At 39.2% G+C, this 19818-nt stretch carries 16 protein-coding genes; 10 read left to right on the top strand and 6 right to left on the bottom strand.

What is annotated here, in order from left to right; all coding sequences use genetic code 11:
* Position 1: 1 nt before the first annotated feature.
* Complete coding sequence (locus ACPUEN_RS14695; protein ID WP_425636654.1) at positions 2 to 2464, bottom strand: AMP-binding protein; 2463 nt, start codon at positions 2462 to 2464, stop codon at positions 2 to 4.
* Positions 2454 to 3221 (bottom strand): hypothetical protein, encoded by a 768-nt coding sequence (locus ACPUEN_RS14690; RefSeq protein ID WP_425636653.1) that lies wholly within the window; start codon positions 3219 to 3221, stop codon positions 2454 to 2456. Before ACPUEN_RS14690 ends, ACPUEN_RS14695 begins: the two co-directional genes overlap by 11 nt.
* Before the next feature lie 390 nt (positions 3222 to 3611).
* On the opposite strand from ACPUEN_RS14690, the gene ACPUEN_RS14685 reads away from it, so the two are divergent.
* On the top strand, positions 3612 to 4214 hold the full coding sequence (locus tag ACPUEN_RS14685; RefSeq protein ID WP_111609621.1) for a trimeric intracellular cation channel family protein: 603 nt from the start codon (positions 3612 to 3614) through the stop codon (positions 4212 to 4214).
* A gap of 44 nt (positions 4215 to 4258) precedes the next feature.
* On the opposite strand, the gene ACPUEN_RS14680 is transcribed toward ACPUEN_RS14685, so the two are convergent.
* Positions 4259 to 4837, bottom strand: a complete 579-nt coding sequence (locus ACPUEN_RS14680) for a methyltransferase family protein (RefSeq protein WP_425636652.1) — start codon at positions 4835 to 4837, stop codon at positions 4259 to 4261.
* 117 nt (positions 4838 to 4954) lie between these two features.
* Here ACPUEN_RS14680 and ACPUEN_RS14675 point away from each other — a divergent pair, with 117 nt between their 5' ends.
* A complete protein-coding gene (locus ACPUEN_RS14675; RefSeq protein WP_425636651.1) occupies positions 4955 to 6163 on the top strand; it encodes an NAD(P)-dependent oxidoreductase in 1209 nt (402 codons plus the stop codon).
* Complete coding sequence (gene deoC, locus ACPUEN_RS14670; protein ID WP_425636650.1) at positions 6156 to 6830, top strand: deoxyribose-phosphate aldolase; 675 nt, start codon at positions 6156 to 6158, stop codon at positions 6828 to 6830. The genes ACPUEN_RS14675 and deoC overlap by 8 nt, the downstream gene beginning before the upstream one ends.
* Here deoC and ACPUEN_RS14665 read toward each other — a convergent pair.
* Positions 6812 to 7921: a Na/Pi symporter gene (locus ACPUEN_RS14665; RefSeq protein ID WP_425636649.1), complete on the bottom strand. Its 1110-nt coding sequence runs from the start codon at positions 7919 to 7921 to the stop codon at positions 6812 to 6814. The two genes, deoC and ACPUEN_RS14665, sit on opposite strands and share 19 nt — an antisense overlap.
* A gap of 243 nt (positions 7922 to 8164) precedes the next feature.
* On the opposite strand from ACPUEN_RS14665, the gene ACPUEN_RS14660 reads away from it, so the two are divergent.
* The 4 genes from ACPUEN_RS14660 (at position 8165) to ACPUEN_RS14645 (ending at position 13198) form a co-directional block, all read left to right on the top strand.
* Positions 8165 to 9295: a hypothetical protein gene (locus tag ACPUEN_RS14660; protein ID WP_111609616.1), complete on the top strand. Its 1131-nt coding sequence runs from the start codon at positions 8165 to 8167 to the stop codon at positions 9293 to 9295.
* A gap of 12 nt (positions 9296 to 9307) precedes the next feature.
* Positions 9308 to 9751 carry a nucleoside deaminase gene (locus tag ACPUEN_RS14655; protein WP_425640201.1) on the top strand — a complete coding sequence of 148 codons (444 nt, stop codon included), beginning with the start codon at positions 9308 to 9310 and terminating at the stop codon, positions 9749 to 9751.
* A 105-nt stretch (positions 9752 to 9856) separates the two neighbouring features.
* A complete protein-coding gene (locus tag ACPUEN_RS14650) occupies positions 9857 to 10468 on the top strand; it encodes a superoxide dismutase (protein ID WP_425636648.1) in 612 nt (203 codons plus the stop codon).
* Positions 10469 to 10759: 291 nt separating this feature from the next.
* On the top strand, positions 10760 to 13198 hold the full coding sequence (locus ACPUEN_RS14645) for an outer membrane beta-barrel protein (RefSeq protein WP_425636647.1): 2439 nt from the start codon (positions 10760 to 10762) through the stop codon (positions 13196 to 13198).
* Between the two features lie 44 nt (positions 13199 to 13242).
* On the opposite strand, the gene ACPUEN_RS14640 is transcribed toward ACPUEN_RS14645, so the two are convergent.
* Together ACPUEN_RS14640 and ACPUEN_RS14635 are read right to left on the bottom strand one after the other, a co-directional pair.
* Positions 13243 to 14406 carry a hypothetical protein gene (locus tag ACPUEN_RS14640; protein ID WP_425636646.1) on the bottom strand — a complete coding sequence of 388 codons (1164 nt, stop codon included), beginning with the start codon at positions 14404 to 14406 and terminating at the stop codon, positions 13243 to 13245.
* Positions 14407 to 14522: 116 nt separating this feature from the next.
* Positions 14523 to 14987, bottom strand: coding sequence for a MaoC family dehydratase (locus ACPUEN_RS14635; RefSeq protein WP_425636645.1), 465 nt, complete (start codon positions 14985 to 14987; stop codon positions 14523 to 14525).
* 186 nt (positions 14988 to 15173) lie between these two features.
* Between ACPUEN_RS14635 and ACPUEN_RS14630 the strand changes: the two genes are divergently transcribed.
* Genes ACPUEN_RS14630 through ACPUEN_RS14620 form a run of 3 tightly spaced genes read left to right on the top strand, consistent with a single transcriptional unit; the run spans position 15174 to position 19810 of the window.
* On the top strand, positions 15174 to 17036 hold the full coding sequence (locus ACPUEN_RS14630) for a DUF3857 domain-containing protein (RefSeq protein WP_425636644.1): 1863 nt from the start codon (positions 15174 to 15176) through the stop codon (positions 17034 to 17036).
* The gene (locus ACPUEN_RS14625) at positions 17029 to 18963 is read left to right on the top strand and encodes a DUF3857 domain-containing protein (protein ID WP_425636643.1); all 1935 of its coding nucleotides are present in this window, start codon (positions 17029 to 17031) and stop codon (positions 18961 to 18963) included. The genes ACPUEN_RS14630 and ACPUEN_RS14625 overlap by 8 nt, the downstream gene beginning before the upstream one ends.
* Positions 18964 to 19015: 52 nt before the next feature.
* Complete coding sequence (locus ACPUEN_RS14620; protein WP_425636642.1) at positions 19016 to 19810, top strand: class I SAM-dependent methyltransferase; 795 nt, start codon at positions 19016 to 19018, stop codon at positions 19808 to 19810.
* The last annotated feature ends 8 nt before the right edge of the window (positions 19811 to 19818 follow it).

The raw sequence follows: 19818 nt of genomic DNA, 5'->3' as shown, positions 1-19818 counted from the left end.
GTTATTTTTCTTTGTAAGTGCCAGTTAGAAACTCATTAATCTTTCTAGCAACCGATTCACTATTATCCTCAGATAAAGCATCCAAGTGATCACCTAAAATATCTACAGTAGAGAAGCTACCATCAGTGATATTTCTCCAGTTTTCAACATCTTTCCTTGAAGTCATTGCAGATCCCGTTGAATAAAAATACAGAAGGTTAGAGATTTTTATAGGATGTTCTGATTGGGAAACAAACAGACTGACACTTCTTTCGAAGGGACTTACATAGCCTTTTTTAAGAGTTGCTTTTTTTATCCCAAATCCTAAAACTAGCGACCCGACTTGCTGAACAGCTTTGTGAAATGGTAAGGAACGAAATCGATGATAGATAGGTAAGAGACGATTTAGGATAGGAATTTTTATAACCGTGTCTTTTCTATACCAAGGGGAATCAATTAATATCAAGGATCCTCCAAGTTTTTGATTGATTTTGGCTGCTATGAATCCATTAAAACTTGTAGCTAAAAGTACTGGCGAAGGAAATGGTTTCAGCAAGTCGAGAATTTCTTTCATGATTTCTTCTGGATGATGGCCTTGTAATACCTTGAAGAGATCGATTCTAAGATATGCTAGGTTATACTTCTCAGAAGATATCTGGCTTGCCAGTAAGGTTTTGTAAGAACTAGAATGACCTATTTCTGTAAAAAACAAGTAAGGTAAATGAGCCTTGGGTGCAGAATTAATCCAATCAATAAGTGGTAAGGGCTTCTCTACATTAGTGTTGTTCAAGAATTGAGCAAGCTTGCGGATTGTTCTATATTGAAACAGCACATGACTCTCTAAGTCTTGGTTAAGCTTCCGGGCTAAGTCATCCACGACAAACACACTTTGAAGAGAGCTGCCTGCGAGATCTGTAAAAAAGTCTGCATCTAAATTAAATATGTTCACTCCTAACTGCTGACACCAAACCTGGTGAATCTGTTGGGTAATAGGGTCTTTAATTTGATCCGAAATGTTAGAGAATTCCTTGTTTTGAGCCATCTCTAGCATCTTATTTTTGTCGATTTTTCCATTTGTATTCAATGGAAAATCTTTAAACTCAAGATAAACGCGTGGTAAAACCTCGGATTTGATTTGGCTATTTATTGAATTTCTTGATGAGTAATCTGAGTCAATTTCATTTACCTCCAAGCAAGCGATCAAATAGTCAAAGCCATTTTCATCCTTATTCAGGAGTATTTTACAGTTTTCGGAATGACTGATGAAGCAAATTCTTTTCTCCAACGCATTAAAATTGACCCACTTTCCATTTACTTTTTGCAGGGAATGAGTCCTCCCCGTGAGATGTAGAGCGCCGTCGCTAGAGTAAAAGCCACAGTCTCCGGTGCGGTAAACTCGATTTTCCCCTTCCTGCTCATGCGGGATTAACTTTCCATTTTTATAGTAGCCGAGACTAATATAAGGAGAGTGAATTACCAGCTCTCCTTCCTTATTGGCAGGGCAGTCGTTTTCCTTTTGATCCAGAATCTTAATGGTTTTATTTCTTACGGGGAAACCTTCATGAATCAATTCCCATGGAGTATTTTGATTGATTCGTAGTTGGCTTAGAGTTCGGGTCTCTGTACTTGCGTATGCTAATTGGATTTCTGAGTTTTTTGGGAAATAAGAAACAAAAAGCTGGAGATCAGTTTCTAAAACAGGTTCGCCGCCCAAGCATAGAAATCTGATTGTTTTCGTGTAATCAGCGAGGTTTATGGTGTTGATTCGAGCCAAAGTTCTAAAAGCAGAACTCGTCAAAGTGGCGAAGGTTACTTCTTGCTCGTGCCAAAAATGCGGAATGTCCTTTAAGTTTATTGGACTTAGATCGAAGATTGCAATACTTGCTCCGGAGATTAAAGCTGGAAAAATGCTGGCCAAAGATGAGCTAAAGGAAGCGGCAAAAATGAAGTCCAATGTGTCCAGCTCTGTGATTTCATTCTCATCAACTTGCCTATTGGTATCTTCTACGATGGATTGGTAGTCATGGACTACATACTTTGAGCTACTTGTACTTCCAGAGGTACAATAGACACAAAAGAGTTTTTTTGCTGTGTCTTCATGTTCCCACCATGGGTTGATGGCCGATACTAAGGAGTTTTTTATTTCATTGAAATCAACAGATAAAATGTCCGCCTTTTTTATCTGATCTCGATCTGTTATCAATAAGCTTACCGGTACCTGTTCCCACCAAGCGTCTTCTATTCTCTCAGGTAGGAAAAAAAAGTGATTGTTAGATAGTAATACTCCAATGCAGGAAATCAGCTCATCTGTTTTGTTTTTCAAAGAAATACCGATGCACTTCTCTTTTATTCCTTGGTTTTGAATACCTGAAGAAACGGCCGATGCCTGCTTCAGTAATTCCCCATAGGTTAGAGAATGGCCCTTAGCTTTGATCGCTATTCGGTTAGGAAATTGATTGGCCAGAAAGAGAAACTTATCTAGCATGCTGATAAATCAATAATTCCTCAGAAACTGTCATGCCAGTTTTCACCATGTTTTCATAGCTTATGCTATCCTTATAAGCCCACGAAAAAACAGGTTTACTGCCGTTTATTGCTTCTGATTTTTGGATTCTCCAAGAAAGCGCTGATTTGTGTATTCCTAAAAACCTATATTCTTTTAATATAGCACCGACAGATAAAATGGTGAAATTTGGATGAAAATATAAACCAGTAATGCCTACGGGCTTATTTTTAAAATTGATGAAATAGAACTGAAGCCCTTTTACGTTCAGTTTCAATCTAAAATTTTCCTCAACGGATTCTTCATGTCTATTTTCTGCTTCAAAACAAGACAGGTAAAGCCAAGCAAATTCTTTGATGTTTTGCTCCGTGACGGGTACTAGATCCACTTCGGCAATTATGGGATAGCCAGTAAAATTTTCTGGAATTAATTTCATAATAGAAATCTTTCCTTCAAGCTTATAATCAGGAGATTGTTGGATGATTTCGCTAGATAAGTAATCCCCTGAATCAATCAGAATCTGATGCTTATTTTCGACAATATCTGAATAGAATTTCTTGATATAATCCAGCAATTCTAGACTATTGACTTTGCCAATACAATAGTTAAAATAGTTGATGGGCGAAAACTTAAGAAGTGTCAATTCACCGAAATCCTCTACAGCAATGTGGTTACGAATGGACAAATTGTTCTGAAATGCATCTAGCCTTAATAGGTCATAGTGTAGCAGCGTATTCATATTTGAGCTAGTGTGAGGCTGAGAGAGAATCTGTTTCTTTTAGTATTTTGAACCGCGAAATACAAGATTTAATTACTATCTATTCTAAAGAATACAAAAAATATTTTATGTATATCCGCTATTGTACCAGTAAATAGATAAAACCGGCTTAATAGATGGTAAACTCTAGCTTGGAGGCTGCTTCGGTCACCCGTCATCGGTCTCCCGATAGCTATCGGGACAGCCAACCAAGCAAAGAAAATTAGGTAACTGGCATCATTGCGGATAATCATAAAATATTTAGTTTTTTTAAAAGAAATTTACTCTAGTGTTGAATTTTGAGCCATTGCCTTTGGACTTGGATAAATTTTTGTGAAAGTTGTTTTTATGCTACAGTTAAATATTTCCTAAATGGATTTACAATACGGGTTAGAACTGGTTGGAACTTTTGTTTTTGCGATTTCCGGGGCTTTGGCGATCCGGGAGCGGGAGCACGACATGTTTGGTGCAGGATTCACTGGGTTTATTACGGCTATAGGTGGCGGTACCCTCAGAGATATCTTGCTCGATAGTTATCCACTAGTTTGGATAGCGGATGTAATGTTTCTATATGCTATTCTTCTTGGAGTTTTAGGGGCTTTTATTTTTCCAAGATTCCTAAGTAAGCTTCGCAAAACCTTCTTTCTTTTTGATACACTAGGGATTGCTTTTTTTACCGTTCTAGGTGTTGAAAAAGCACTGAGTCTCGGGATGAGGCCAGAGATTGCGGCTATTATGGGGATGTTTTCTGCCGTGATGGGTGGTGTGATCAGAGATACCCTGACGAATGAAATTCCTATATTATTTCGAAAGGAAGTATATGCTTCAGCTTGCCTAGCGGGTGCGATTGTTTATTTGATTCTAAATTATTTTCAGGTACCCCGGGATATTAATTTATTGATTTCTATCTCTGTAATCATCGCAATCAGGATGCTTTCTGTAAAGTATAAATTGAGTTTGCCTAGGCTTGACTAGAGGAATTTTCAAGAGACAAATTCAAGATTCAATTTTCAAAAGTCTCACCAAAGTTTTGGGATGACAGCAGGAACGGACGATTTGTATTTTTGATACGCTTCGCCAAATTGGACGACAAGATTTTGCTCCTCAAAGTATATCCCGAATGGTAAATAGAGCAATAAACAACCCAGATGAACTACAGAGCTAATCGTCCCGGCGAATATAAAATATCCAAGAAAAATCAATACCAAACCAGCATAAAGAGGATGTCGGACTTTGGAATAAAGTCCCGTTGTAATCAATTCTTCGGATTCATTTTGAGCAGGGTTAATACCAAGAAACCGCTTTATTGAGTAGTTTTTGCTTGATTTGGTAGCAATGATCGTCCCAAATCCAGCAAGCATGTACCCTAGGTAATCGGTCACATCTCCTTTTGGTATCAAAATAGTTTTCGGAATTAAAACTGCCTGAACCATGACTCCAAGTAACAATAGCAAAGAAATTAGAGTATAGGTTAAACGATACCATTTGTAAGCTTCTCCCCATTTTACCTCCAAAATTCTTTTTAACTTGGATGCTGCCAGCAGGGTATGTAGTGCGTAAAATATGATCCAGCTCAGGGCTAGCAGTACATAATTCATTGAAGTATATTAAATTTTGAAGCAACTATAATTTTTATGAAATCGAGCCTGCCCGATCCAGGCGTGACGCTTAGCAACTTACAGAGGGATGGCCATTAAAGATCAAATTATAAACATATGAAAATCGGAATAATCCGCGAAGGAAAAAACCCACCTGATAAACGTGTTCCATTTACGCCGGAGCAACTGAAAAGCATTCAGGTGGAATATGCCGGTAAGATTAGCGTACAAGTGCAAGCCAGTCATTTCCGGGCATTCACAGATCAGGAATTTATTGATTTAGGGATAGAAGTAGTTGATGATATTTCAGATTGTGATGTTCTTTTTGGCGTGAAGGAAGTTCCCGTTGACCAGTTGCTTGAGGAGAAGACGTATTTTTTCTTTTCGCATACGATCAAAAAGCAAGCCTACAATAGAAAACTGCTCCAAGCTGTCCTGGACAAAAAAATCCGACTGATTGACTATGAAGTTTTGAAAAATGAGGAAGGGAATCGAGTAGTAGCTTTCGGAAGATGGGCAGGAATCGTAGGAGCTTATAATGCTTTCTGGACCTATGGAAAGAAAACAGACCTTTTTGAGATTAAGCGGGCAAATGAATGCGTAGACCTGAAGGCGCTTCATTTTGAGCTTGCCAAGGTTCAATTGCCCCCAGTGAAAATTATCCTCACCGGCTCTGGTCGCGTAGGTAGAGGAGCCTTGGAGATCTTGAATGCTATGAAAATACGGGAGGTCTCTGTGCATGATTTTCTGCATGCGTACTTTGATGAGCCCGTCTATGTACAATTGAGCTCATCGGACTATAATAGAAGAAAATCAGATGGAGGGTATGACAAACAGGAATACCATTCCTTTCCTGAGAAATATGAAAGCCATTTCCAGAAGTTTGCAGAAGCGGGCGAGATACTTATTTCTGGAGCTTACTGGGATCCAGACGCCCCAAGGTTATTTGAATTGAAGGATATCGCAGGAGAGGATTTTCAACTATCGGTGATTGCAGATGTGAGCTGCGATGTGGGTGGATCTATTCCGACTACAATTACCTCTAGCACGATCACTGATCCAGTCTACGATGTAGACCGTGAAACGGGTGAGAAAATTCCAGCCTTTGGAAGTCAGACGAGTATATCGGTCATGGCGATAGACAATTTGCCCTGTGAGCTACCCCGAGAGGCCAGCCAGGAATTTGGGATTCAATTGATAAAATGGGTGATTCCTGCACTATTGGAAGATAATTCCGGGATTCTGGAGCGGGCGACAGTTGCTCGGGATGGTGACTTGACTATTGAGTTTATTTATTTGAATGAATTTGTAAATCAACATGAATAAGCTGAATCGCTTTTTAGAATCCACTCTTTTAAAGCCGACTATGATTGGAAATGAAGTGGATTTATTAGTCAGAGAAGCAATTGATGAGCAATTTGTAGGAGTCTGTGTGCCTCCATTTTGGCTGAAAAAAGTCCGTAGGGAATTAGGGGAAGAGAATATTCAGCTAGTAACAGTGATCGGCTTCCCTTTTGGATATAGCGACACAGCTACCAAAGTATTTGAAACTAAGGAAGCGATCCGACAAGGTGCAGATGAACTGGATTTGGTTTGGTCCCAAACGGCCTATCATTCGGGGATGAATTGGCCGAAAATTGAAATCGCGCAGATAGCAAAGATTTGCCATGAGGAAGAAAGAATTCTAAAGGTCATCATTGAAACAGCCAATTTGAATGAAAAGCAACTTGTGGAAGCTTGCATGATTTGTCAGGATGCTGGGGCTGATTTTGTGAAAACATCCACTGGATATGCTTCACATGGAGCCAAAGTGGAGGATATCAAATTGATGCGGGAAAATTTATCATCTTCACTAGGTATCAAGGCAAGCGGTGGAATCAAAACGCTTGACTTAGCACTGGATCTTATTAAAGCGGGTGCTGATAGGCTGGGCAGCAGTTCTGCAAAAGCATTAATGGAAGCTTGGAGAAATTCTCAATCGTTACTGAAGTAAATCAGCAAAAAAGGAATGATGAAGAAAGTCAACAGGATATAAGCAAAACCTAAGAACCTACTTTTAACAGACTTTTTGCCCATAAACAAAGCCAGAATCACAGGAATATTCCTGACGGTAGGAAATGGAAGGAAAATCAATGCTCCAATCAAATTGAATAGGAAGTGAACTATTGCCAATGCTATAGCAGCTTCAGTCTTATAAATGGCAGCAATACCTGCGGTAATGGTGGTTCCTATATTGGCCCCGATGATGAAGGGAAAAGACTTTTTTACGGATACTTTTTTATTCGCCACCAAGGGTACTACCAGTGAAGTAGTCACTGTACTAGACTGCACAGCCGCAGTGAAGAAAGTCCCATAGATAAAAGCCATGTAGGGATTCTTGAAAATCAGTTTGTTGATATCTTGAAAGCTATTGAGAACGAATGCCTTATACACCGATGTGGACAGGATCTTAATAGCTGCAAAAACCAAGAAGATTGAAAGGATCATTGTTAGGAATGGAATATCTATAGTACTCGTGATCCATTCAGAGATCGGTCTGGTAAAAACTTTATTGTAAACGATCGGCCCTGAGTAGGATTCATCCGGAATGAATAAATCGGCTATTTGGATCGAAATTTTGGATAAAAAACCAAAATATATTTCAAGTGGCAAGAGAAGAACAACTGTGAAAATATTAAATATATCATGCAGCATTCCCGCGGATAGGGCACGCTTGAATTGCTTCTTGTTCATGATATAGGAAAGAGAAACCAGCGTAGAGGTTAAAGTCGTTCCTATATTGGCACCCATGACCATCGGTACAGCTTGTTCTAAGGTTAGGTTGCCAGCGGCGACTACTGCGACTATGCTGGCGGTCACTGTGGAGCTGCTCTGGATAAGGGCAGTCATTAGAAGGCCAATGAAAAGACTGACAAAGGGGTTTCTTGTAGCAAGAAGGATATTTTCTGCCACGTCATTGTTCAAATGGCTCATTGCCACAGTGAGCAAATCAATCGCGAAGATGAATAACAGAAGAGCCAAAAGCATCATTACATAGCTTTTAGTCTTATTTACTTTTTCTTTTTCCGGTTCTAAGCTCTCCATCTATTAGATTCAGAAGTTATTCTGTATACTTTATTTTATCTAAGGGTTAAGGGCTTATGAATTAGAACGGAACTAAGCGAGAATCCAAATTTTTGATAAAATATTGGGCAAAAGTTGAAATTTTTTTGCGAAAAACAAGATAAAACTATCTTTTAGAAGAGGAATTGTGTTTACTTAACAATTTGATAACATGGATAGAAGTATATCTTCTTTAATTTTGCGCGACAGACCAAAAGCCAAATCATGGCCAAGAAAAAAATAGACCAAAACATTAATCAGGATAAGCTTTCCAAAGGAGCGTATTCGTTGTTCGATTTTACTAAGAAGGAGAAATCTTTTTTAATCGTCATTTGTGTACTCATATCCATCGCTGCGGTAATCACCCCATACACCTATGCAGCTATGTGGTTTGGGTTTGCATTAGCCGCCTACTCTGCTATTGCAAATGATAGTATTCAAACAATCGGGACATTTATAGCCTCAAATCATAGTAAGAAATGGTATTGGTTGTGGTTATTTATGGGTTTGATCTTTGTGGCAACTGTCACGTATAGCTGGATCACCTTTAATGGTGATGTGAGTTATGAACGATTAAGTGTACCTGGATTGGACAAGGCGCCTACTAGCTTTGTTTTCCTTCAGCTTGCAGCTCCGATTGTACTCCTTATTATGACTAGGCTGAGAATGCCTGTTTCCACTACATTTTTATTATTGAATGTATTCACTTACAAAGCAGGGACTATTGTTAGTGTTATGTTTAAAAGCTTTGTAGGGTATATTTTAGCCTTTTCTATTGCTATTGCTGTTTGGTTTGTTCTTGAGAGATTTGTCAAAAACTACCTAAAAGGAAAGCCTGCTCCGTATTGGATTTACCTGCAGTGGATCACCTCTGGTACACTTTGGGCGGTATGGATTATGCAGGATGCTGCGAATATTGCAGTGTTCCTACCTAGACAATTGGATGTAGTAGAATTCGCTGTTTACACTGGTTTCGTGTTTATTGGTCTGGGTTTTCTTTTCTACATGAAGGGAGATAAAATACAGGGAATTGTTAATGAGAAAACCAGTGTTACAGACGTTCGTGCAGCAACCATAGTGGATTTTGTGTATGCTATCATCCTATTCTACTTTAAGCTTTATAGCAATGTTCCGATGAGTACTACTTGGGTATTTATTGGATTGCTTGGCGGTAGAGAAATAGCGATTGCACTTGGTAAGCATGCCAAAGCGGAAAAGAGAAATGCCTGGTTATTCCGTGCATTTAGACTGGCTAGGAAGGATGTCTTCAAAGCATTTATAGGTTTGGTAGTTTCCTTGATTCTAGCATTTATCATCAATGATGGTGTGAGAAACGAGATCTTGGACTTCTTCTAGACCGCTTTGGAAATAGAACTTTATAGCAACGAGTACTTCATGAATGAAGCTCTCAAGCAAGCAAAAATTGCTTTTGAAGAGGGGGAAATACCTGTGGGCGCTGTGATAGTTTCAAAAAATAGAATCATCGCGAAAGCCTACAATCAGACTGAAAAACTTAATGATGTGACAGCACATGCAGAAATGCTCGCCATCACCTCAGCTGCCAATTACATGGGGGCAAAGTATCTGAATGATTGTAGGCTGTATGTGACTTTGGAGCCCTGCGTGATGTGCGGAGGGGCTCTTTTTTGGTCCCAGATCGGCGAAATCCATTATGGAGCATCCGATCCTAAAAGAGGGTTTTTGCAGAGTAATCCAGCAATTTTGCACCCCAAAACAAAAGTAATTGCAGGAAGTTTAGGCTTAGAATCCGAACAGCTTTTGCTCGAATTTTTCAAAAAACTGAGAAAATAAAAGGAAATTGATCACTAAAGAACCTTTTTCGTTTTCGATTGGTTGATAAAACAGATTATTCGTAAGATTTTTAAATCAATCTTTTAACCTTAAAATTAAAACAAAATGGCTTTCGAACTTCCATCTTTACCTTATGCCACGACGGCTTTGGAACCCAACATTGATGCTAAAACTATGGAAATACACCATGGCAAGCACCACAATGGATATGTAACTAACCTTAACAACGCAATTGCTGGGACAGATTTGGAAAACAAATCTTTACACGAATTGCTTCTGTTAGCTGGATCGAATACAGCAGTAAGAAATAACGGTGGTGGACACTATAACCATAGCCTTTTCTGGAAAATCATGTCTCCTACAGGTGGCGGAGCTCCAACTGGAGATTTGGCAAATGCAATCAATGATAAGTTTGTCAACTTTGAATCCTTCAAAGAAGTTTTTAACAAAGCAGCTGCAACAAGATTCGGTTCGGGCTGGGCTTGGTTAATTTTGACTGCCGCAGATAAGCTTGAAGTGGTTTCTACTGCAAATCAAGATAATCCTCTGATGGACATTGCTGAGATAAAGGGAACTCCGATCATTGGACTGGATGTATGGGAACATGCATATTATCTAAATTACCAAAACAAGAGACCTGATTACATTGCCGCTTTCTGGAATGTAATCAATTGGGATCAAGCAAACGCGAACTATATAGAAGCGTTGAAGAAATAAGCTGGTAAAGCTAAAATTTGAATCCCCGGATATAACGTTCGGGGATTTTTTATGTCCAAAGGTGAAATAACACTGTTCGTTTTCGATACACTCTTTTTTCGATATTTTTTGAAAAGTGGAGAATAGAGCTATTTTAGGCCGATTTCAACCTGTGGCATTTATTTTTCAATAGGTGGCAGACGACACACAATGTACTATTGAAATGAAATCGAGCATGACTCCATCGACACACGGCGTGAAGATTGTGATGAATGCGGAATTCCATCTCACCTTTGATAATTTATAAAAGAGATGAAAACGACCAACTTGCTTTTTTTAACACTATTTACTTACCTGCTAGGGATTAGTAACCTTGCCGCTGCGGACAAAGACGTCAGCGAGATTACCGGTAAAGTCACTGATCAAAATGAACAGCCTGTCCCATATGCTAATGTGGCATTAATCGATGCTAAGAGCGGTAACTTGGTGGATGGCGCAGTATCTGATGAAAATGGCTTTTTCCTAATAGAATCTACCAAAACTGTCAAAGTCAAATTGGTGATTTCCTCTATTGGGTTCACTGCTTTTGAATCCGAAGTTTTTCAGCTAGAACCTGGTTTGAAGAAGAATTTTGGGTCAGTAACCGTACAGGATGAAATGACAGGTCTGGATGAGGTGACAGTAAAATCTACTCGTCCGGAAATCATCATCGAGCCAGACAAAACAACCATCAATGTGGAAGGAACAGTGATGGCTGAAGGATCAAACGCGCTGGATGTGATCGGAAGATCACCTGGAATTTACGTGGATCAAGAGGGGATCATCAATCTGAACGGGCGTACTGGAGCTACCGTGATGATCAATGATCGCTTGACCTACATGAGTGCCACTGACTTGGCGAATTTTCTTCGATCTATGCCTGCGGATAATATTAAGAGCATAGAAGTGATCAACAATCCTTCAGCAAGATTTGATGCGGAGGGTTCTGCTGGCGTGATTAATATCAAGTTGAAAAAGAATACTGTGGATGGAATGTTTGGGAACATCCAAGCAGGAGCCTTGTATAATGGTCAGTGGTTACCAAATACCGGCGTAGCGTTGAATGTGAAAAAAGGAAAGTGGAGTACAAATGCCAACTTGAATTACAACCACTATGGTAATTTCAATGATCTCGAAATCTATAGAAATTTCACCTTACCTGAAGGCATTTCTAACTTCAGCCAAGAATCTAGAATTGTATCTAGAAACAAGAACCTCTTTTTTACCGGAGCTGCTAATTATGAGATTAATGAGAATCAGAACATTGCCATAAATATACAGGCTTCGGATTCCCGTGATGGAAATGACAATAACTCATTGACTGATATCATCACACCGGGCATGCAAGAAATTAGCTATTTGGAATCGATTAATGACGCCACTGGAACAGGAAGTAGATATTTTGCCAACATTCATTACGATGCGAAACTTGATACTTTGGGCACAAAAATAAGTTCCGATGTGGACTTTACCCGAATGAATTCCGGTAGTCAATCCTTACTTACCAATAAGCAATGGATTGGTGAGAACATGTCTGAAGCGATGAATAGTAATATTCTCACCCTGAATGATATGTATTATAATATCTTCACAGCCAAGGTAGATTTTGTAAAACCAGTAGGAAAAGGAAACACAATCGAGACTGGAGTAAAAGGTAGCTGGGTTAAGTCTGATAATAATCTAGACCTAAGTAAAGCACAGGAAGATGGTCCATTTATTCCTGACCCAAGCAGCAACAGGTTCATTTATAATGAAAATGTAGTGGCTGCATATGTTTCCTACAAAGGGAAATTCTCTGATAAACTTTCTTATCAGGTAGGCTTGAGAGGTGAGCATTCTGATATCAGTGGTAACTCGGTGACGCTTGATCAGGTGAATAAGCAGAAGTATTTCAATCTATTTCCAAGTGGTTTCTTACAGCATAAAATCAGTGATAACTACCAGATCGTCTACAATGTCAATCGTAGAATAACCAGACCTAATTATCGATTACTGAATCCATTTGTTTACTACATTGATCCGTTGACTAGTGAAAGAGGTAACCCGAATCTTAAACCGCAGTATTCCAATAATATTGAAATGAATCATGTGGTGAAAGGGATGTACCAATTCACGCTTGGATATAGCGAAACCGAAGATGCATTTATGCAGGTGTTTATTCAGAACGAGGAGGAGCGTACTACTACTACGTTTACTGACAACTTTGACAAGACTAGAAACGCAAACTTCAGAGCGATTATCCCTGTAGATATCAAAGAATGGTGGTCTACTTCGAATATGGTCCAGGTGAATTACAATCGCTTTAAGTCACAGATTGGGGATGATTATCTAGACAATTCACAGACCTCATTCATGGTAAGATCCCAGCATAACTTTGTTTTGCCACTAGGCTTTAAGGTAGAAGTGATGGGAATGTATCTCGGTCCGCAGATCTGGGGACAGGGCGAAATTGCTGGATTTGGATGGGTAGATGCAGGGGTGACCAAGTCTATCATGAAGGATAAAATCACCCTCTCTGTAAATGGAACTGATTTGTTCAGGACGCAGGTAATAAAGGCCAATGTTGACTTCGCTAATATTGATACAAATTTCCGACAGTACCGAAGCAATCAAGGTGTTCGATTTACGTTGAAATATAACTTCTCTAAGGGAGAAAGCTTCCGCGTGAAAAGTAATTCTGGAAGCTCCGAAGAGCGAAATAGATTAGACTAAGGTTATCTGAAATAGAAAGAGCCGGACCATTGGTCCGGCTTTTCTTAGTTTATTTCCACTTTATAAAGGGTATAAAAATCCTCTTCAACATTCGGATTTGGCTTACCCATAAACCATAACGAACCTTCGCGACTAACGAACAAATCGCTTAGTTCATCAGGAATTATGGCATCATTTAGCATTTTTCCCTCAAGGTCCAAGATCTGATACCGCATTTTATAGGTGTCTTTCATACGGGTATAAAATTCTTCCCATTCAGATTGCGACATGTTTTCACGAGAGCGCATAGCATCTTCTTCGCTATACCCAGTTTCATACATGATGACCAGTTTGTCTCCCACTTTCACTAGTTTATGAGTGATACCATATGATGGATCATAACTTATTGCTCTTGGGTCAGCTTTTTTGGGATCTTCACCAGTATTCAGTTTGTAGTCTGTTAGTTCTAGAGGGATTCTCTGGAGTTTAGTATAGGGAGAATCAAGTTCGTAAATATTCAAAAATGGATCTATTCCAGTGATGACATATAATTTGTCATTTACGATTTCAAATGTTGGCGAAAGTGTCGATGGCTCATGGGACATATTGTTTTGGAAAATGCTGGCAGAATCCAGAGCTAGAAACTGCTCAAACGATCCTGTCTGAGGATCAGCCCAAACTAGCTGTAAAAAAGTGTCATAAAATTCTGGTTGTGTTTTGTTGTACTCTCCGCGTCCAATCGTTCCGCTAAGAAGAATTTTATCCCTTACAAATTGAATTTCCCGCTTAGCATCTGCTCTGCCACTGAAGGATTTTGCTTCATCTCTTGGAATTTTTTTACTTGTCACTAGATTTCCCGCAAGATCGTACTCGTAGATGCCAAACATCGATACAATCTGGATGTTTTGTGATGCATTAAATCTTCCGGCAGCCATTGGATAAAACCCAAACCCATCCGGTGCATCTCGGTCTTTGCTGAATTCACCCAGGATATTTCCGTCAAAGTCTGTACTCACAAACTTCATGTTCTGAGGATCAAAGAATAAAATTTTCTCAAATTCTGGATTGACATCCATGAGATTGAGCATACCTATATAGTCGACGCGGATGGAGTCCTTGATCTCTAATTTAAGATCTAGTATTTCTGATGTCTCGGAAGTAGTAGATGGTTTGCAGGCAAAAAAGATGAATGGAATAAGAAGAATGAGTAGACCAAAAGGAAGTTTCATATTGTCGGAGATTAGCTCCAACTAATATATTTGCTCATCAGATAATTACCTAATCGATTAGCATATTTTGGTTAGGAATCTTGTGCAGATCAACCTGTTTAAGTAGCCTATTTGGCTTACTGAAAATGATAAAGGAAGATCAAAACTCCAGTAAAGGCTGGCTTCTTCTGGTCCTTTATTTCAAGTTTTACTTCTACTTCTGCCTTTACTGTTCCTCGTAGATTAGCAACGTTTTTCAGGGTCGCTACTAGACGAACTTCACTATTCACTAAGACGGGATTTGCAAAGCGAAGGGATTCAATCCCATAATTTATCATCATTTTCAGGTTTCGCACATCTACGATTTGTTCCCAAAGATGCGGTACAATACTTAATGTGAGGTAACCGTGTGCGATTGTGTTCCCAAATGCTCCTTCGGCCTTGGCTCTCGCTGGATCGGTGTGAATCCACTGGTGATCATGAGTAGCTGTTGCAAATATATTTATCTGTTCCTGAGTGATTTGAAAATATTCAGAAGAGCCCAAGCTCTGCCCATTGTACTTTTCAAACTCTTCAAAACTGCCTATAATCACTGGTTGCATGGAATATATTTTTTGTATTAAACCAAATTAGGGAAGTTTTAGTGGGATTTACAAGAGTATGATTAAGGCTAAACGCGAATTATAAAGCTTCTAGCGGGCATTGAGAGTCTTATAATTATATTTTAATAGAACTTTAGTTTTACAAACATAAAAGTATATTTTGCACCAAATTTATTCGTACTCCACATGCTACTATTGGGTTTAGTCACCAGTTTTCTCTTTGGTTTTCAAGCTCCTGTTGATACAATTCCAAGTAAAGAGGTTCCCACAATCTATTCCCTGCTTACAGAGGATCAGCGAATAGAAATTTCAGAATCCTATGAAGTTACCTACAAAATAGAGCGAAAGTTTACCATCTTTTCGCCTGATGGATTAAGCCATGCTTTTACTTCAGTTTTTTACAATAAGTTGAATGATATTGAAAATGTTGAGATAGAAATTACGGATCCGCTGAGCGGTAAAACTATAGAGAAGGCGAAGACCAAGGACATGACTGATGCAGCTATCTATTCTACCAGCAGCATTTTTGATGATAATCGGCATAAGTATTTTGAGGTAAATAGCAGTAAGTTCCCAATACAGGTTACTATTACTATAGAGACTAAATCTTCCACCAATTTCTATTTGAGAGATTGGGTACCAGTACATCGCTATAACCAGAAGGTGTTGAAATCCACGCTAACTGTGGTTTATCCAGAGCAAATTGGCTTACGATATAAAGCGGTGAATTTGCTTGGTGAGAGAACTCAAAAGACCGTTGACAATAAAACTGAAATTACCTGGGTGGAAAAAGATCTTCCAGTTCAAACTCCAGGTTTGAAGAAGGAGGATGATCACAAGTTATTGTTGGCACCTGTCAGCTTTGCTTTGGGAGATTATGTCGGTAAGATGGAAGATTGGTCTGGCCTTGCGGCATGGCAGTTTAAGCTTAATGAAGAGCGAAAAGCGCTTCCGGAGGATTTCCAAGCCAAACTTGTAGCTATGGTAACAAATGCTTCGAGTGAGTACGCGAAAATTCAGATTCTCTATGACTACCTGCAAAAAAACTACCGCTACGTCAGTATCCAATTAGGAATTGGTGGGTGGCAAACTATGCTAGCTTCAGATGTGGTGAAATATGCATATGGAGATTGTAAGGGATTGACAAATCTGATGCAAGCGATGTTGAAGGCTGTCGGGATCAGCTCCAACTATACCCTGGTACAAGCGGGTAAGGATGCTGATGATATCGAGATAGATCTTCCTTCCACTCAATTTAACCATGTGATCCTGCAGGTGCCCATGAAGGAGGGGCAGAGTCCAGTTTGGTTGGAATGCACTTCTAACTCTCTTCCAGCGGGGTTTCTCGGGGACTTTACCAAAAATAGGCACGTTTTGGTCATTGATGGAGAAGGAGGTTATTTGACTAAAACACCTTCGTACAATTCACTCGACTGGAATACTATCCACAGCAAAAATGAGGTGAAAATTGATAATAATGGAGATGCTTCTATTGCAACAAGGCTTAAAGTTGATGGCAATTTCGCTGAAGACATGCTTACGGTGAAGCAACGTCTCGATACCCGACAGCAGCGCGATTATTTCAACCGAAATTCACCCGTTGCAGGATTAGTTATCCAGCAATATGAGCTAGCTGTTGACCATAAGGATTCTCTTTTGTTTGCAGAGGTAAGCTATGATGGTTTTATTCAAAAGTTCGTCCAGAATACAGCTAAACGAATGATTTTAAAATCATTTCTTGGAAAAGTAACCGATGAGATGTTGGTCAATAACTCACTTAGTCAGATTGATGAATATGAAATTGAGCTTCCTGAGGTGATGGAGGCAGAAAATCTTCCAGATAATTTATCGATTGAGGAGGATGGAATATCGGTGACTTTATCTGCCTCGCTAGATGGTAAAAACTTACATGTAAAAAGGGAAGTGAAGCTCTCAATCAGTGAGGAAATGACCGATGAATCTAAATCGGAACTTATTAAACGAATTAATGCCCTAGGCTCTTCTAACTTCTATTTTATCAAAAACACAGCTGCGCTCAGAAATGAATAAAACATTACTAACCCTAATTTTGATCCTTATTTCGAGGATTACCTATTCTCAAATACCTAAACTGGGAGAGTTTAGTGATAGCGAGATTTCTATGACTGAGGTAGCGTTTGAACCAGATGCACCAGCTGTTATATTAGTGTCTCATGGAAATTCTAAGTTCTTACCTGGGCTAATCGAAACCACCTATTTTATCCGATTAAAGGTGCTTTCAGAAGCAGGTAAGGACAACGCTGATATCCGTATTCGCTATTATGCGGGAGACCAAAGAATGGAGGACATTTCAGGTGTGAAAGCCCAAACAACAAATTTTGCAAACGGCAAGGCAGAAACTGTGAAAGTTTCTAAGGATGGTATTTTTGAAATAGACCTCGATGGTGGATATAAGGAGCTAAGAATTTCTTTTCCGAATGTACAAGTAGGGTCTATTATGGAGTATCAATATAAGAAAGTGGACAAAAATCTCACGTTTATAGACGGCTGGACATTCCAAAATAGACTTCCAACTCTTTTCAGTCAATATGGAATTAAAATGAACCCTAACCTGGAATACAGAACCATGGGACAAGGTCAAAATTTCGCCAGTAGTGTGGAAAAAACACACGAATTTGATTTTTACACTTGGACTTTGAGGGATTTGCGTTCGCTCAAAGAGGAACCATTCATGAAGAATTATAGGGACTACATAGACCGGATTGAATTTCAATTGGCTCAATATAAAACTTCAGGGGATATGGGCATTCAGTGGAAGGATGTGCTCAATTCATGGGAGGTTTTGGGTGACGAAGTTATTTCTAACTATACGGAGAAGGGTTTTTATAGAAATAATCCTATCGCAAAAGAATTCCTTGACGTTGATTTGAAGGGTGCTACACAACTGGAAACAGCTCAGAAAGCGTATTATTATTTGAGAAATAACTTTAGAGTGGAAGGAGAAGACTGGATTTATCCTCAACAAAATCTCAATCAATTACTAAAGTCCAAAGTAGGCACCCCTGGAGAACTTATGCTGGCATTAATGGGAGTTCTGAAGTCAGAAGGAATTCCTTGTGAGCCTGTTCTAATTGGCAGTAAAGGCTATGGAAGGAGCGATTTAGTACCGTTCCCGTTCCTTAATCAGTTTGATGAAATATTGTTATTAGCAGTACTCGATGGCAAGCCTCAATATCTGGATTTATCGCAATCTGACGCGCCTTTTGGTTACGTTGATCTGGATAAACACGTGAAAGGAGGCCTGTACCTACAAGAGGATCAAAGTAAGCTTATCCCGATAGACATTCAGCATAATTCTAATTCTCAATATTTTGGACAAATTGGCCTAAATGAAGAGGGTCAACTCGTGATGGCTAATTCTCACCGAAACTATCGATATAGAGGTCTTAGTTTAGCCAAAGAAATAGCTGGAATAGAAAAAAGAGAGGAGTCCTTAGATAAGCTGTTTGATGAGGAGGATGGTGTTGTTTTTGAGAACTTTAAAATCAATAATTCTTTAGAGGAGAAGGACATGCTGGGAATAAATTTCGACACGAAGTTTACTGAGTTGGGAGATCAAGAGATGATTCTATTTAGCCCACTTAAATTTTCTTCTTTCTCTGAGAATCCTTTTTCCCAAGAGTACAGAATGTTTCCTGTTGATTTTGGATACGCTTTTACGGAAACGTATAATACTGTGGTGACTATTCCAGAAGGATATGAATTAGATGATTACCCACTAGAAGCTGGATATACTATTAATGGAGAATATGTAATTTTTGTGTATTCCCCTGTTGTAGTTAATAATGGTCTGACAATTTCAGCCAAATTCGTTGTGAATAACCCACTTATTCCTGCAAGCGAATATGAAAACCTTAAGTATTTTATGGAAAGTGTTGCTTCAAAACTTTCAGAGCCAGTGATTCTTAAAAAGAAGTCAGTTCCTTCACCAAACTGACGTGAAGTATTTGTTCTTTTATTGATAATTTTGAGAGCAAATACCCAAGGAGATGAGTGCATATTTACATGGATATATTCCTGAGGAGCAACAGCGGCTGATGGACCAAGCCGGTGTGCTTGGTTCTTTGATTTACCCTAGGGTTGATTTTTCTGGCTGCAAAAAACTTCTTGAAGTAGGTTCTGGAGTTGGCGCACAAACTGAGGTTTTGTTAAGGCTATTTCCAGAACTGGAGATTACCTGTGTAGATTACTCCCAAAGTCAACTTGATAGAGCCAGACAGAATTTAGCTTTTGCTGGGGATAGGGTAAAGTTCGTCTGTCAAGATGCCAGGATCCTTCAGTTGGAAGAGAACTATGATTCAGTATTCATTTGCTGGGCACTGGAGCATATTCCTGAGGCATCTCAGGTTTTGGTAGCTATAAAGCCTTATCTTCTTCCTGAGACTAAGCTCTGGTTCACAGAGGTTTTTAACGCTAGTTTCTATTTTCATCCACCGCTGCCTGGCTTGGCAAAATACTATAAAAACTACAATGATCTTCAGGTATCTTTAGGCGGTAATCCAGATATTGGGGCTAATCTTGGAAATCTACTGAACAGTGCTGGCTACAACAAAATTGAGCTATTTCGAGGGGGTTTTCATTTAGATCAACGAAATCCTGGCGATCTTCATAAGATTACACAATACTGGAAAGAGTTGATGAAAAGCGCAGCTTCTGGATTGATTGAAGCAGCGTTGATTTCTGCAGACGATGTTTCGGCTATGGAGAATGATCTTGATGCTATTGCCCAGGATGAGGATGCTGTCTTTTTCTACCATTTTGTACAGGCAAGTGCAACAGTTTAAATCGAAAT

It is taken from the genome of Algoriphagus yeomjeoni, from assembly GCF_049821175.1.
GTDB classification, from domain to species: Bacteria; Bacteroidota; Bacteroidia; order Cytophagales; family Cyclobacteriaceae; genus Algoriphagus; species Algoriphagus yeomjeoni_A.
This window is presented reverse-complemented; position numbering and strand designations above follow the sequence as displayed.